Source organism: Streptosporangium fragile (assembly GCF_039534445.1).
Classification (GTDB): Bacteria; Actinomycetota; Actinomycetes; order Streptosporangiales; family Streptosporangiaceae; genus Streptosporangium; species Streptosporangium fragile.
Map to the genome: position 1 here is coordinate 78,820 of NZ_BAAAVI010000030.1, position 14,958 is coordinate 93,777.

At 72.3% G+C, this 14,958-nt stretch carries 13 protein-coding genes; 9 read left to right on the forward strand and 4 right to left on the reverse strand.

All coding sequences use genetic code 11. The features are described 5' to 3' along the window. Nucleotides 1–101: 101 nt before the first annotated feature. On the reverse strand, nucleotides 102–1,970 hold the full coding sequence (locus tag ABD841_RS21100) for a glycoside hydrolase family 9 protein (protein ID WP_344974323.1): 1,869 nt from the start codon (nucleotides 1,968–1,970) through the stop codon (nucleotides 102–104). A 95-nt stretch (nucleotides 1,971–2,065) separates the two neighbouring features. On the opposite strand from ABD841_RS21100, the gene ABD841_RS21105 reads away from it, so the two are divergent. The 6 genes from ABD841_RS21105 to ABD841_RS21130 all read left to right on the forward strand — a co-directional run bounded on the left by ABD841_RS21105 (nucleotide 2,066) and on the right by ABD841_RS21130 (nucleotide 6,919). Continuing rightward, complete coding sequence (locus ABD841_RS21105; RefSeq protein ID WP_344974326.1) at nucleotides 2,066–3,133, forward strand: M24 family metallopeptidase; 1,068 nt, start codon at nucleotides 2,066–2,068, stop codon at nucleotides 3,131–3,133. 25 nt (nucleotides 3,134–3,158) lie between these two features. Beyond that, the gene (efp, locus tag ABD841_RS21110) at nucleotides 3,159–3,719 is read left to right on the forward strand and encodes an elongation factor P (protein WP_344974329.1); all 561 of its coding nucleotides are present in this window, start codon (nucleotides 3,159–3,161) and stop codon (nucleotides 3,717–3,719) included. Next, on the forward strand, nucleotides 3,719–4,129 hold the full coding sequence (gene nusB / locus ABD841_RS21115) for a transcription antitermination factor NusB (protein WP_344974332.1): 411 nt from the start codon (nucleotides 3,719–3,721) through the stop codon (nucleotides 4,127–4,129). The genes efp and nusB overlap by 1 nt, the downstream gene beginning before the upstream one ends. Before the next feature lie 209 nt (nucleotides 4,130–4,338). Further along, a complete protein-coding gene (locus ABD841_RS21120; protein WP_344974335.1) occupies nucleotides 4,339–5,097 on the forward strand; it encodes a methyltransferase domain-containing protein in 759 nt (252 codons plus the stop codon). A 55-nt stretch (nucleotides 5,098–5,152) separates the two neighbouring features. Then, nucleotides 5,153–6,373 (forward strand): DNA polymerase IV, encoded by a 1,221-nt coding sequence (gene dinB / locus ABD841_RS21125; RefSeq protein WP_344974370.1) that lies wholly within the window; start codon nucleotides 5,153–5,155, stop codon nucleotides 6,371–6,373. Nucleotides 6,374–6,520: 147 nt separating this feature from the next. Then, the gene (locus tag ABD841_RS21130) at nucleotides 6,521–6,919 is read left to right on the forward strand and encodes a DUF3040 domain-containing protein (protein WP_344974339.1); all 399 of its coding nucleotides are present in this window, start codon (nucleotides 6,521–6,523) and stop codon (nucleotides 6,917–6,919) included. Between the two features lie 107 nt (nucleotides 6,920–7,026). Here ABD841_RS21130 and ABD841_RS21135 read toward each other — a convergent pair whose 3' ends face one another. The 3 genes from ABD841_RS21135 to ABD841_RS21145 are packed head-to-tail and all read right to left on the reverse strand — an operon-like array spanning nucleotide 7,027 to nucleotide 11,692. Next, a complete protein-coding gene (locus tag ABD841_RS21135; RefSeq protein ID WP_344974342.1) occupies nucleotides 7,027–9,465 on the reverse strand; it encodes a transglutaminase TgpA family protein in 2,439 nt (812 codons plus the stop codon). Next, nucleotides 9,462–10,718 (reverse strand): DUF58 domain-containing protein, encoded by a 1,257-nt coding sequence (locus ABD841_RS21140; protein ID WP_344974345.1) that lies wholly within the window; start codon nucleotides 10,716–10,718, stop codon nucleotides 9,462–9,464. The genes ABD841_RS21135 and ABD841_RS21140 overlap by 4 nt, the downstream gene beginning before the upstream one ends. After that, nucleotides 10,715–11,692, reverse strand: a complete 978-nt coding sequence (locus ABD841_RS21145) for an AAA family ATPase (protein ID WP_344974348.1) — start codon at nucleotides 11,690–11,692, stop codon at nucleotides 10,715–10,717. Before ABD841_RS21145 ends, ABD841_RS21140 begins: the two co-directional genes overlap by 4 nt. 505 nt (nucleotides 11,693–12,197) lie before the next feature. Here ABD841_RS21145 and mraZ point away from each other — a divergent pair. The 3 genes from mraZ (at nucleotide 12,198) to ftsL (ending at nucleotide 14,341) form a co-directional block, all read left to right on the forward strand. After that, nucleotides 12,198–12,629 (forward strand): division/cell wall cluster transcriptional repressor MraZ, encoded by a 432-nt coding sequence (gene mraZ, locus ABD841_RS21150; RefSeq protein ID WP_344974351.1) that lies wholly within the window; start codon nucleotides 12,198–12,200, stop codon nucleotides 12,627–12,629. Between the two features lie 226 nt (nucleotides 12,630–12,855). After that, entirely contained in the window at nucleotides 12,856–13,848 is a 993-nt protein-coding gene (gene rsmH / locus ABD841_RS21155) for a 16S rRNA (cytosine(1402)-N(4))-methyltransferase RsmH (RefSeq protein WP_344974354.1), read from the forward strand. A gap of 43 nt (nucleotides 13,849–13,891) precedes the next feature. Beyond that, nucleotides 13,892–14,341: a cell division protein FtsL gene (gene ftsL / locus ABD841_RS21160; RefSeq protein ID WP_344974357.1), complete on the forward strand. Its 450-nt coding sequence runs from the start codon at nucleotides 13,892–13,894 to the stop codon at nucleotides 14,339–14,341. The last annotated feature ends 617 nt before the right edge of the window (nucleotides 14,342–14,958 follow it).

Here is a 14,958-nt window from a genome sequence, read left to right on the forward strand (position 1 = left end):
CGTGCCGTACGGCCCGCCCCCGCGTGGGCCGTACGGCAGCCGGGGAACGACCCGGCCGCTCCGGCGGTACGGCCCGCCCCCGCGCGGGCCGTACCCGCCCGTCAGTCCCGGGACATCAGGGTGAGCGCGTAGAGCGCGATCGCGGCGAAGTCGTCGGCGGGCTCGGACGCCTGCCAGGAGCGGACGTCGTCGACGTACCGCGAGCCGCGCCCGGTGAACTCCTCGTAGCGGTCCACGCCGTCACCGGGGCAGGGCTTCATCTCCTCGAAATGGCCGCCCAGGCCGTCCTTGAACAGGTCCTCGCTGTTGGGGCCGTTCACCACCGCGCCGGTGGCGAGGGGGCGGCGGCCGTCGACCCGGCCGTTGAGGTTGGCGATCTGGTGGTGCGGGCACCGCTCGAAGTTCTCGCCCACGCCGACCATGAACGACACCCCCCAGGCGTTGGCGCCGAAGGTCCAGTTGCGCTGCCGGGTACCGAAGGCGTCGTAGGTGCGGTCGCCGCTCACCGAGCGGTACAGCCGGGAGGTGGCGGCCAGTCCGAAGGCGTGCGGCACGGCGTCGAAGCCGTCGTAGACGGCCCCGGCCCGGAACGGGTCCCCCGCCGCGCGCCTGGCGCCGATCTCCAGTTGCGCCTTCAGGTCGCCGAGCAGACGCGACTCGTCCACCGCCAGGCCGGTGGCCCGGCCCGCCCGCAGCGCGCGGACCAGGTCGGCGTGGCCGAGGGCGCTGACGTCGTAGAGGTTGAGCGTGTCACCCCCGGCGTCGTGCTTCAGGTACTGGCCGGCCCAGTGCGCGGCCTGCCTGAGCCACTCGCCCGCCCTGGGGTCGCCCAGCCGCTGCGCGGCCAGCGCCAGCTCGGCCCCGCCGAGCTCCATGTCGTCGCGCCACACGCTCTCGGGGTAGAACGCCCACGGCAGCGAGGTCGTCAGCCGGCCCACGTCCTCGGTCTTCGCCAGCGCGTAGATCGCGGCGGCCCTGTCGAGCAGCCGCCGGGCCCGGTGGCGGTCGGGCTCGACCTGGGCGGCCAGGGCGAAGGCGGCGGCCGTGCGGCCCGCGAGGTTGGGGCTGATCGGCCGGCCGGGCGGGGCCGCGCGGAAGACCGGGCGGTTGCGGATGAACCGGCGGCCCTCCGCCGTGTCGTGATCGTCGGCCTCGGGCAGGCGCCAGATGTCGTGGTCGCCGACGAAGGTGCCCTCCGCGTTGCCCGCGCCGATGCCGACCTGGATGTAGAGGGTCTTCGACTTCTCGTCCCACATCTTGTCCAGCCACTTCAGGCCGTGCGCGGCCTCGGCGCGCAGACGGGGGTCCGTCAGGTGGCCGCCGTCACGCTCGGCCGCCCAGAGCAGCGTGTCGACGTAGGCGAGGATGTGGGTGAACTTCAGGTAGTCGCCCGCGTCGAACCAGCCGCCCTCGACGTCGACGGTCTCGCCCAGCGGGGTGAGCTCGCCCTTGATCTGGTCGGTGTCGGGGCCGGTGAAGACGGGCCACTCGTAGACGGCGGCGGCGCGGTCGTTCAGGTGGCTGGGCTTGCGCCGCAGCTCGCCCGGGATCACGTCGGCGCCGTCGCGCTGGGCACCGAAGAAGGTGACGGCCTTGGCCGCGGGCAGGGCGAACTGCGCGGCGGAGGCGACGCGGAAGGCGGCCGAGGTGGACGTGGCCGTCTTGATCCGGTAGGTGCCCGGGGTGCGGAGCCCGGTGAGGTCGATCGGAGAGACGTGCCCGTACTTGGCGTTCCAGGGACCGAGGTCCGCGCCGGCCCGGCCGCGCAGCACCTCCCTGCCCCGGTGGTCGACGACGGTGAACGGGGTCCCGGCGGCGGGACCGGTGGTCATCAGGTAGGCCTGTTTCGACTCGCCGGGCGAGAATCCGACCTGGTCGACCCGGATGAATCCGCCGCTGGTCTCCGCCGTGGCGGGGCTCGCGGGCAGGGCGAGGGCGAAGAGGGCTACGGCGGCGAGGACACGTCGCATCGGCGCTCCAGGGAGGGGGGTAAGTTAGGAAACCTTCCTAACCTCCCACGGCACGCTAACGACACCCGTCAACGGGGTCAATACCATGGCGTTCCATGACCGCCATCCACGCCCGGCGCCGCGCGACCCTCGCGGCCCTGCTCCCCGCCCACGAGGTGGACGCGATCCTGGTCACCCACGGGGTCAACGTGCGCTACCTGACCGGCCTGGCCAGCTCCAACGCGGCCGTCCTCGTCCGGGCCGACGCCACCGCCACGCTGGCCACCGACTCCCGCTACGTCGAGACCGCCCGCCGCGTCTGCTCCGACATCGAGGTGGTCGAGGAACGCGACGTCTCCGGCGCCCTGCTGCCGGAGACCGGCCTGACCGGGATCGAGGCCGACCACATGTCCGTGGCCGGCTACTTCCGCCTGGGCGGGCACCTGGTGCGCCTGTCCGGGCTGGTGGAGTCGGTGCGCATGGTCAAGGACGACGCCGAGATCGACCTCATCCGCACCGCGTGCGAGATCGGCGACGCCGCCTTCGCCGACGTGCTCCCGCTGCTGCGGCCCGGCCTGACCGAGCGGGAGGTCGCCAGGGCGCTGGAGCGCCGGATGGTCGAGCTGGGCGCCGACGGGCTCGCCTTCGACTCGATCGTGGCCGGCGGGCCCAACGGCGCCGTCCCGCACCACTCGCCCTCCGACCGGCCGCTGGAGCGCGGCGACCTGGTCACCATGGACTTCGGCGCGCTCTACCGGGGCTACCACGCCGACATGACGAGGACGGTGGCGATCGGTGAGCCCGGCGGCTGGCAGCGCGAGATCTACGACCTGGTCCGCGCCGCCCAGCGGGCCGGCCGCCGCGCGGTGCGCCCCGGCGCGGCCCTGCACGACGTCGACGCCGCCGCCCGCGACCTGATCGCGGAGGCGGGGTACGGGGAGTTCTTCGGGCACGGTCTCGGCCACGGCGTCGGGCTGGAGATCCACGAGGTGCCGTTCCTGTCTCCGCGGAAGCCGGAGCGTGACACCGGGCACGCTAGACTAGAGGATCGAGTTCCGGTCACCGTTGAGCCTGGGGTATACCTGCCGGGCAGGGGCGGCGTCCGCATCGAGGACACGCTCGTGACGCGTGATGACGGGCCGGAACTTCTCACACGGACGACCAAAGAGCTGCTCGTCCTTTAAGAGCGGCCGTACGCAGGAGAGACTAGTGGCGACGACGAACGACCTCAAGAACGGTCTGGTGCTCAAGCTCGACGGCGGTGAGCTCTGGACCGTTGTGGAGTTCCAGCACGTCAAGCCCGGCAAGGGCGGTGCGTTCGTCCGCACCAAGCTGAAGAACGTCACCTCGGGCAAGGTCGTCGACAAGACCTTCAACGCGGGTGTGAAGGTCGAGGTGGCCAACGTCGACAAGCGGGAGATGCAGTTCTCCTACATGGACGGCGACGACTTCGTCTTCATGGACACCGAGACCTACGACATGATCCACGTTTCCCGGGTCGCGGTCGGCGCCGCCGCCAACTACCTCCTGGAGAACATGCTCGCCACGGTCGCGATCAACGAGGGCAACGTCCTCTACGTCGAGCTGCCCGCGGCCGTCGAGCTGACCATCGCCGAGACCGAGCCCGGCCTGCAGGGCGACCGCTCCACCGGCGGCACCAAGCCCGCCAAGCTGGAGACCGGGGCCGAGATCAAGGTCCCGCTGTTCATCACCACCGGCGAGAAGGTCAAGGTCGACACCCGCACCGGCGATTACCTCGGCCGCGCCTGATGTCGGCACGGGGTAAGGCGCGCAGGCGCGCGCTCGACATCCTCTTCGAAGCCGAGGCACGTGGCGAGGACCCGCTCAAGGTCCTCGCCGAGCGACTGGAGCGGGCCGAGCCGCCCGTGAACGAGTACACCGCGACGATCGTCGAGGGCGTGTGCCGGCACCGCTCGCGCATCGACGAGCTCATCACCACCTACGCCGAGGGCTGGACGCTCGACCGCATGCCGGCCGTCGACCGCAACCTGCTGCGCGGTGGCACCTACGAGCTGCTGTGGATGCCCGACGTGCCCGAGGGCGTCGTCATCAGCGAGTGGGTCAGCCTGGCCTCCGAGCTGTCGACCGACGAGTCGCCGCAGTTCGTCAACGGCCTCATGGCCCGCTTCAAGCAGCTGAAGCCGTCCCTGACGCTGTAGCGCATCCGCGGGGGAGCCGGACCTCCCGGCCCCCCGCCGGCGCGCGTCCGCCGGTCCGCCCTCCGGGGCGCGTCCCCCTTCCCGCGCTCGATCCCGCCCGCCCGGGAAAAAGACTCGGCCAAGCAGGAGTATGGATCCCGCTTGGAGCGCACCATGAGCCGCGCGGCGTAGGCTGGGCTCGTCACCGTGACAAGGGAGGCGATCCGAAGTTGCACGCCGTAGGCATCTCGCGGCAGGCAGGCACCCCCGCGGTCCGCACCGCGGTCGTATGGGACGTCCTGAGTGCCGTGCTGGCCGAGCGGACGGCCGTGACCGGCCGCGACCGGCTCGACATCGTCGACGCCGGGGGTGGCACGGGCGGCTTCGCCGTCCCGCTGGCCGGCCTGGGGCACGCCGTCACGGTCGTCGACGCGAGCCCCGACTCCCTCGCCGCGCTGGAGCGCCGCGCGGCGGAGGCGGGGGTGGAGGTGCGCGCCCTGCAGGGTGACGCCGCCGACCTGGGGGAGCTGCTCCCGCCCGGTGGCGCGGACCTGGTGCTCTGCCACAGCGTGCTGGAGTACGTCGAGGACCCCGCCGGTGCGCTGACGGCCATGGCCGGGCTGCTGCGCGAGGGCGGTGTGATCAGCGTGCTCGCCGCCAACCCGCTGGCCGCCGTGCTGCACCGCGCGATCGCCGGCCGCTTCGACGAGGCCCGCCAGGTCCTGGACGACCCCGAGGGCCGCTGGGGCGATCGCGACCCCACGCCCAGACGCTTCACCGGCGAGGCCCTGGAGCGGCTGCTGGCCGCGACCGGCTTCACCCCCGGCGAGGTCCACGGCGTGCGGATCTTCGCCGACCTGGTGCCCAGCCGCCTGCTCGACGGCGAGCCCGGCGCGGCGCGCGCCCTGGTCGCCCTGGAGCAGGCCGCGGCGGCGCACCCGGTGCTCCGCGACATCGCCACCCAGATGCACGTGCTCGGCCACCGGTGAGCGCCCCGTCGAACGTGTGTTCCCGTAGGATGGCGGTGTGTCGAGGAAGCAGCAGATGCCGCGCCCGGAGTCGGACCTGGGCACCGACGACACCGGCTGCCCGATCCTCCACGTCGACATGGACGCCTTCTTCGCCGGCGTCGAGCTGCGCGAGCGCCCGCACCTGCGGGGCGCGCCCGTCATCGTCGGCGTGCCCGGGGCGCGCGGCGTGGTGCTCAGCGCCACCTACGAGGCCAGGAGGTTCGGGGTGCACTCGGCGATGCCGATGACCCGGGCCCGGCGGCTCTGCCCCCGGGCGGTGGTCATCCCGCCCAACCACGGCAAGTACGCGGAGGTCTCCCGGGGCGTCATGGAGGTCTTCCGGACGTTCACCCCCGAGGTCGAGCCGGTCGCCTCCGACGAGGCGTTCCTCGACGTCGGCGGGGCCCGCAAGAGACTCGGCCGGCCGGTCGAGATCGCCCGCATGATCCGGGAACAGGTCGCGCGCGAGCACGGCATCACCTGTTCCGTCGGCGTGGCGAACAGCAAGTTCGTGGCGAAGCTCGCCTCGCGCCACTGCAAGCCCGACGGCCTGTTCGTCGTGCCCGCCGACCGGGTGGTCGACTTCCTGCACCCACTGCCCGTGGCGGCCCTGTGGGGCGTCGGGGAGCGCACCGAGCGGTCCCTGGCCCAGTTGGGCATCAGGACCGTCGGAGACCTCGCCAGGGTCCCCGTGGCCACGCTCCAGCGGCATCTCGGCCAGGCGGCGGGCGCGCGCCTGTCGGCGCTCGCCTGGGGACGCGACGAGCGCCCGGTGACCCCTCACTCGCCCGACAAGAGCATCGGCGCGGAGGAGACATTCGCCACAGACATCGGTGATCCCGTGGAGATCCGCAGGGAGCTGCTCCGCCTCGCGGAGCGGGTCGCCGCCCGCCTCCGGCAGGGTGGCCACGTCGGCCGCACGGTCAGTGTCAAGCTCCGCCGCGCCGACTTCACTACCGTCTCCCGCTCCCGGAGTCTCCGCGAGCCCACCGACGTCGCACAGGTCCTGTACGGCGTCGCCCGCGACCTGTACACCGCCTCCGGCCTGGAGAATGTCCCGCTCCGCCTGGTCGGCGTGCGGGTGGAGAACCTCCGCCCGGCCGACGGCGCGAGCCGCCAGCTCACCCTCGGCGAGCGCGAGAGCGGCTGGCGCGAGGCCGAGCGGGCGATGGACAGGGCGGCCCGAAGATTCGGCCGGGATGCCGTGCTCCCGGCGTCGCTAGTTCGCCCACCGTTTGATGGAATGGATCCATGACTCCGCCTCCGGTTTGGACTACGTTGGACGTTTTCTTTCGTCTACGTCTACAGCCTCGTATTCTGGGGATAACCGACCGCGAGGTTCGGACACCCCGTGTCGTCCGTCACCGTCTTCCCCGTCCTGGGGCCGTCCTTGGGAGGCGCCGTGCCGCTCTCTGAGCACGAGCAGCGCTTGCTCGACCAGATCGAGCAGGCCCTCTACGCCGAGGACCCGAAGTGGGCCAATACCGTCAGGATCAGTGATCCACGCAGCCATTACCGGCGCCGCCTGGTGAAGGCCTCCATCGGCTTCATCCTGGGCATCGTCCTGCTGATGGTGGGCGTTGTGATCAACAACATCCCGCTCGGCGTCGGCGGTTTCGTGGTCATGCTCGCCGCGTGTCTGTGGGGCCTGTCCAGTTGGAAGCGGATGAACGGCTTCGGTGACACCGGGGCCATGCCGTCCGACCAGCCGCGGGGCCGCGCCGGGCGCCGCGGTGGCCCCCGCCAGAGCTTCATGGAACGCATGGAGGAGCGCTGGCGCCGTCGGCACGATGAGCGCTAGCGGGACGGCCGGTCGCTCGTAGCGGCCGGCCGCTCGTCTCGACACGACATGGGCCACTCCCCGGCGGGAGCGGCCCATGTCGTCGGCCGTGTGTTCCTTCCGCGCGCTCAGGCGTTCTTCCGGGCCGGCCGCCGCAGCCGGATGTTCTCCAGCCGGTCGAAACCGTCTAGGATCCGCCCGCCCATCGCCCGCATCCGCAGGAGCGTCGAGGGCGGCAGCAGCGCCGCGCGGATCCGCCGGCCGCGGGTGACCGTGGCCGCCAGCGCCCGCCGCACCGTCCGCACGTCCTCGCGCAGCGAGCCGGTCTCTCCGGCCGTCCGGGCGAAGAGCATCCGCTCGACCGCCGTGGCGATCCGGGCCAACGCGGCCGCCGCCTCGGGCATGAGGGAACGCTCCGCCGCCAGCCTCCTGGCCAGCGCTCGGGGGCTCTCACTGACCTGGCGGGACAGGCCGTAGTCGCACAGGGCGTCGTCGAGCTCCGCCCAGGCCGCCGCGACCGCCGGGTTCCGGCGGGTGCTCCTGACGGCCGCGGGGCCGGTCGGGTCCGGTGCCGCGCGTCCCCCGTCCCGGACTCCGGGCTCCCGCTCCGTACGGGAGAAGGACCGGCGGCGGCGGGCCCGCAGCTCCCAGCGGAGCATCGCCGGGATCAACGCCACCAGCAGCACGCCCGCCACCCCGAGGCCGATCTGCGCGGCGGGCGGCACGCCCTCGTCGACCTCGACCGGCACACCGCCGAACTCCTGGTCCGGCCTCCGGTCGCGACGGTTCGCCGGGTCGTTCGGCGTGTCCGAGTCTTCGGCGCTCGCCGACGGGGCCGCGGTGGGCTCGTCCGGGGTGCTCGGCGCGGTGACCTGGGGACGGCTGTAGGCGGGCACGGTCGCGCTGCCCTGGCCGGCCCCGCCGGCCGGGGTGGGTTCGAACCTGAGCCACCCGGTGCCCTCGAAGTACAGTTCGGGCCAGGCGTGCGAGTCGTGGGTGCGCACCTGCCACTCGCCGGCGAGATTGCTGCCGCCGGTGTATCCGATGGCGACCCGGGCGGGGATGCCCAGGATCCGGGCCAGCACCGCCATCGAGGCGGCGAACTGCTCGCAGTACCCCGTCCGGTTGCGGATCAGGAAATCCGTCAGCGCCGGTCCGTCGTGGCCCTGGGTCGCCAGGCTGTAGGTGAACCCGCCGTCTTCGGTGAAGAACTTCTGCAGCTGGATCGCCTGCTCGTACGGGCCGGCGTCGCGGTCGGTCACCCGGAGGGCGAGCTCCCTGATCTCGCCCGGCAGGTTCTCCGGCAGCTCCAGGTAGCGCTCCCTGATCTCCTGCGGCGCCGGGGCCGCCGCCTTGAGCCGGTCCGCGTCGGCCTTCGGCTCGGCGGTGACCACCTCGTACGTCAGCCCTCCCGCGGTGTTCCGCGTGGAGAAGACCATGAGGGTGTCACGGTCGGGACGCCAGTCGCCCTCCACCGTGACCCGGGAGGCGGGGTAGGGCAGGGGCAGGAAGCTCAGCCTCCTGACCTCGTCGCTCACCGTGATCTTCAGGGTCGCCGGGGTGACGGGGGTGCCGGAGCTCTGCCCCGGGGGCGGCGGCATCGGCCCTTCGGAGGTGCGGTCCTCGGGACGGCCCCGGGGTTGCGACATCGTCCACTGCTCGCCGTCGAAGACGTCCAGCGAGTACATCCGCAGGTAGCGCGGTGTGCTGTCGCTGGAGGTGTAGGTCAGGACGGTGGAGTTGCCGGGCAGCGAGAGCTGGCCGCGCAGGTTGACCATGGGGTTGGGGATGCTGATGGAGTTCCCGCCGCGGCCCTTGCCGTTGCCCACGCCGAACCCGAACAGCGGGTCGGGCTCCAGGGTGGGCAGCAGCGCGGGGAGCAGGACGGCCAGCGCGATCGCGGTGAACCCGATGCGCTTGCCCGACAGCCGCAGCAGCCCGGTGTCCCCGGCGGGCGGCTGGGCGGTGCGGGACGACGTCCGGCGCACCAGCACCGCCCTGCCCCAGTGGTTGACCCGCTCCCGTCCGTCGGCGACGAGCAGCCCCAGGTAGCCCAGGGCTCCGACGATGAACGCCGGCCAGCTGATCGGCTCGGCCACCACCGCGGCCGGGACGGTGAACAGCGCCAGCAGCGGCAGCCCGGTGAGCGCCGCCTTGCGCATCCGGGCGGCCAGCAGGTCGACCGCCAGGGTGATGACGCCGACGCCGCCGCAGGTGAGCAGGACGATGCCGGTACTGTCGGGCACCGGGGCGGCGAAACGCTGGATGTCGGCGAAGCCCGTGAGCAGCAGCCGGACCAGCTCGACGACCGACTCCCTGGTGGGCAGCACCCCGGCCCACGCCTCGTCACCGGCGAACACCGTCGTCAGGTAGAGCAGCAGCGCGGCCAGCTGGGCCGGCGGGGCCAGCCACCGGGGCAGCGGGTGCCGGCCGGCCAGCACGCCGGTCCCGGTCACGACCAGGATGGCGCCGAGACTCGTCCAGAACCAGGTGCCCCCCTGGAAAAGGGGATAGAGCGCGATCGCGACCGCTCCCGTGGCCGCGCCCGACGCGATGGAAAGTCTCATGACCCACCCCTGCTCGCTGCGAACCGCCCGCGCTGCGCGGCCTCCTGCCACACGCCCGCGACGGAGGCGCCGGCGGGCAGTCGCACGACGCGCCAGCCCGATCCCGCGAGCACCGCCCGCGCCGCCTTGAACTCCTCGTTCTCGCCGGTCCCGGGATGCTCCCAGCCGGCCACGTCCAGCATCACCGCCACGCCGGTCACGTTGCCGTGTCTGGCCCTGGCGAGTGCCTGGGCCTGCTCCACGTCCATCGCGCCGAGCACGGCCACGATCAGCCCGTCGCCGCCTCCCTGGCGCAGCGCGCCGATGCCGAACTCCAGCGACCGGGCGGGGCTGGTCCGCACGACGGCCAGGGTGTCCAGCAGCGACCAGCTCAGCCCGGTCTCGGTGAGGTGTTCGGCGCCCTGGTCGGTGACCAGGCGCAGGCCGAGGCCCTCGTGGGCGAGGTGGACGCCGATGGAGGCCGCGGCGGAGACCGCCGCCTCGAACGACGAGCGCGGCCCCTCGCCCCGGTGGGCGTGGCGGCGCGTGTCGAGCAGCAGTGCCCCCCTGCTCTGCCACTGCTGCTCCTCGCGCCGCACCATCAGCTCGCCACGCCTGGCGGTCGAGCGCCAGTGCACCCGGCGCAGGTCGTCGCCCTGCCGGTACTCGCGTGGCGCGATGTCGTCGTCCCCGGCCGCCGCCACGCTCCTGGTGCGGCTGTCGCCGCCGCCCATCCACTCCCCGGAGAGCCGCACGTGGGGCAGGGCCACCACGTGGGGCGTCACCACCAGCGTGTCGCTGATGGTGAACGACCTGGTCAGCTCGACCAGACCGAAGGGGTCACTGATCCGGATGGAGAGCGGCCCGATGGCGAAGCGACCGCGAAGGTCGGAGCGGACCCGGTAGTCGATCTCCCGGATGCCCTGGGCCTCGACCCGGTCCAGGACGAACCGGGGCCGGGCCCCCAGCGCGTAGGGAACGGTGTCCTCGATCATCAGCAGGCCGGTCGGCAGCCGGGTGACGTTCTCCAGCCGGAGGGTCACCGTGGCCTCGCTGCCCACCTCGGTCCTGGGCGGGTCCAGGCGCCGGGCGCAGCTCAGCCGGTAGCGCGTGCGGGCCACCACCATGGCCGCCAGCAGCGGCAGGGAGATGATCAGCACGGCGATCCTGAGCAGGTCGTGCTCGCCGAGGATGAAAGCGCACAGCAGCGCCGCGACGCCCGAGGCGAGGAAGGACCTGCCGCGGGCGGTGAGCGCCTTGAGACCCGATGTCACCGCGCCTGGGCCTCGGGAACGGGCACCCGGCGGACCAGGTCGGAGATCACCTGCTCGGGCAGGCGCCGCTGTCCCTGCGCCTCGACGCTGGGCAGCAGCCGGTGCGCGAGGACGGGGACGCACAGATCCTGCAGGTCGTCCGGGATGACGTAGTCGCGGTCGGAGAGGGCGGCGTGCGCCCGCGCGGCCCTGACCAGTTGCAGGGTCGACCGCGGGGAGGCGCCCAGCCGCAGCTCGGGGGACTGGCGGGTGGCGGTCACCAGGTCGATGGCGTACTTCTTGATCGGCTGCGAGACGTATACCCCGCGCACCGCCTCGATCAGCGCCTTCACCTCGGCGGTGGTGGCCACCGGCTCCAGCTTGTCCAACGGGGAGGCGGCGCCGTGCACGTCGAGCATCTCCAGTTCGGCCGAGGGTGCGGGGTAACCCATCGCGATCCGGGCGGTGAAGCGGTCACGTTGCGCCTCGGGAAGGGGGTAGGTGCCCTCCATCTCGATGGGGTTCTGCGTCGCGATCACCATGAAGGGGCTGTCGAGCCGGTAGGTCGCGCCGTCGACGGTGACCTGGTGCTCCTCCATGCACTCCAGCAGGGCCGACTGGGTCTTCGGCGAGGCCCGGTTGATCTCGTCGCCCACCACGATGTTGGCGAACACCGGACCGGGCTTGAACTCGAACTCCCGGGTCTGCTGGTTGTAGGCGCTCACCCCGGTGATGTCGCTGGGCAGCAGGTCGGGGGTGAACTGGACGCGGCGCACCGGGCAGTCGATGGAGCGCGCCAGGGCCTTGGCGAGCATCGTCTTGCCCACCCCCGGCACGTCCTCGATCAGGAGGTGCCCCTCGGCGAGCATTACGGTCAAGGTCAGGCGGATGACGTCACTCTTGCCTTCGATCACCGACTCGATCGACTCGCGGATCCGGTGCGCGGTGACGACGAGATCTTCGAGCGGAGGTGAGACGTCATGGGTTACTGCCACCAGGCCTCCATGAGGGTGCGGCGGTTGCGCGCCGGGGATTCGTATTGCGGGACCTTTGCCGGTCCGTAGTCCATTCTGTGCACCGACACTACGGCGCCGTGCGTTCCAGCCGCGACTTTATGTGGTCATTAGGGCTGATTTCGGGTGAACAGCCACAGTGTGTACGTCGGCCGTCATGTTTCCGTCCACGTGGTGTGCCGATCCCGTGACGGGGGGCCGTGTGCGGTACGTACCGGCGCACCTTCCACCATTCTTACCCGTCTTGTGGTTAATTTCATGATCTTCCAGTTATCCGGACAACTTTTCGACAGTTCGTCGACACGCGGGGTGCCGCTCACCCCCTCCACTTCGCCCCACCCCTTCTGAGCTGGGGAAATGGCAGCCGGGCCGGTCGCGATGGCGGGCCGAATCAGTTGACGGTGGAGAGAAGTGGAGTATGGTGGTGCGCAGTGGAGGGCAGGGGCAGCGATGCCTGGCGCTCCGCTAGGCACAGGAGGTGGAGCCGATGTTCCTCGGCACCCATCACCTGCGTCTCGATGACAAGGGACGGCTGTTCCTGCCGGCGAAGTACCGTGAGGAGCTGGCGGAGGGTCTGGTGATCACCAAAGGCCAGGAGCGCTGCCTCTACGTCTTTCCCGTAGAGGAGTTCCAGCGCATAACCGAAGCTCTACGCGGCGCGCCGGTCACCGCCAAGACGGTCCGTGACTACAGCAGGGTCTTCTTCGCCAGCGCATCCGACGAGGTCGCCGACAAGCAAGGTCGCATCACCGTGCCGCAGGCTCTGCGCGAGTACGCCGGTCTGCGTCGCGACTGTGCGGTCATCGGGGCCAACACCCGGCTGGAGATCTGGGACGCGAACGCCTGGGACAGCTATCTGGCCGATCAGGAGCAGGCTTTCGCCGACCTGTCGGAGGAGGTGCTGCCAGGGATTCTGTGACTCCACGGTCGACTCATCGGTGAATACGTCGTTCGGCGAGGTCTCCACCCGCAACCACTTGCCGGTCAGCTGATGCACCTTCCCCGGTGTCAGGTGACGGCGGATACGCGGGTGCGGATGGGGACCTGGCCGGACGGCCCCGGGGGTGGGGGCCAGGGCAGGGACACCGATGAGCGTCCGCCGCATGTCCGCGGGCGGATGCGGCGAAAGAGGGGGTTTGCGCGTCATGCGCGCCGAAAACGACAGCAATGGGCTTCAGGCGTTCGGCGGGCACATCCCCGTCATGCTCGATCGGGTGCTGGAACTGCTGGCTCCCGCGCTCTCTCGCCCGGATCCGGTGCTCGTCGACGCCAACCTCGGCCTCGGCGGCCACGCCGAGGCGCTGCTCGCCGCGCACCCCGCCCTCCACCTGATCGGGATCGACCGCGACCCCTTCGCCATCGAGCAGTCCACCGCCCGGCTGGCCCCGTACGCCGACCGGACCACCCTGGTCCGCGCGGTCTCCGACGAGCTCCCGCGCGTGCTGGCCGAGGCCGGCCGCCGGCGCATCGACGGAGCCCTGTTCGACCTGGGTGTCTCCTCGCCCCAGCTCGACGAGGCCGAGCGCGGTTTCGCCTACTCCTACGACGCGCCGCTGGACATGCGGATGGACCGCGACCAGGAGCTCACGGCGGAGATCGTCGTCAACACCTACCCGGCCGCCGAGCTGGTCCGGATCCTGCGGGACTACGGAGAAGAACGATTCGCCCCGCGTGTCGCACAGCTAATCATCAAGGAAAGGGCCAGGGAGGCCATAACGTCTACCAAGCGGCTTGCGGAGATCGTCCGTACGGCGATCCCGGCCGCTACTCGCAGAACTGGGGGAAACCCCGCCAAAAGGACTTTTCAGGCGTTGCGGATCGAGGTGAACGCGGAGTTGACGGCGCTGGAACGCGCGCTTCCTGCCGCGCTCGACGCGTTGACGCTGGGCGGGCGCGCCGTCGTGCTCGCATACCACTCCCTCGAGGACCGGCTGACAAAGCAGGTTATGACCGCGCGAACCAGGGATAGCAGTCCTCCCGGGCTTCCCGTCCCGCTCCCGGCTCACCAGCCGCGGTTCGCGTTCGTGACGAGGGGAGCCGAGCTTCCGAGCGAAGAGGAGGTGGCCCGCAACCCGCGGGCGGCCTCTGCCCGGTGTCGGGCGGTAGAGAGGATCCGTGAGGCAGTTGACGAGGAGTGAGACAGACGTCCGCCGTACCGCGCCCGGTCGCGGTGTGCGACCCGTGCGCGTTCCCCGCGCGGTGCCGCGGCGACGCGGGAGCGGTCCGGCCAGGCCCGAGCCCGTCGCCGACCAGGCCCCGCCGGCCAGGGCCGTCCCGCGGCCCCGCCGCGCGCGTGCGCCGCGCACTCCTTTCGTGCTGCTCGTGGTCGGCCTGCTCTGCGGCGGCCTGGTCAGCCTGCTGCTGTTGAACACCGTCCTCGCGCAGGACTCCTTCCTGGCCAACGAGCTGCGCAACGACACCAAGCGTCTCCGCCAGGAGAAGCAGGAGAAGAAGAACCGCAACGCCCAGCTGGAGATGCCCGGCGTCCTCGCCGGCAACGCCGAGAAGCAGGGGCAGCAGCCCGACTGGGAGCGCGCGCGCGTCATCGTTCCCGACGGATCGGCCAGCCGGGCCGCCAGCGGCGGCCAGAAGCTCGTCGGGCGGGAGCAGACGGAGGGCACGGGCCGGTGAAGGAGACCGGCGGCCTGGGTCCGGAGCCGGGCCGCGGGGCCTCCGGTGGACCGGCCGGGGGTTCCGCGCGCCGGGCTCCCGGCGGTCCCGGCCGTCCCGCACGGCCGGGAGGCGCCCCTGACGCCACCGGGAAGCCGGGTCACGCCCGGCCCCCCCGCTCCGACGGCTCCCGTCCCCCCGGCGCCCAGGACGCCCCTGAGGGCCGTCCCCGGCCCGGTCCGGCGGGCAGGCCGCCCGCCTCCGGCGCCACCGCCGGACCCGGTGCGTCCGGGCGGTCTTCCGGCGGGGGGTCCGGCCGGTCTTCCGCCTCCGGCTCCCCGCGCCGGTCTCCCGGCGCGGACGGACCGGGCAGGCCCGGCTCCTCCGGCCGAGGCCGGGCGCCCGAGGGCTCCGGCCGGCCCGGCCCCTCCGCGCGGTCTTCCGGTGCGGGTGGTTCCGGCAGATCCGGTCCGTCCGGCCCGGCGTCCGCCCCGGGCGGCCCTGGGAAGGCTCAGGGCCCCGGCGGAACCGGCAGGCCCGGCTCCTCCGGCCGGGCGTCCGCTCCGGACGGCTCCGCCTGGCCCGGTCCGTCCAGGGGGTCTTCCGCCGGTTCCGGCCGGCCCGGTCCGTCCGGGAGG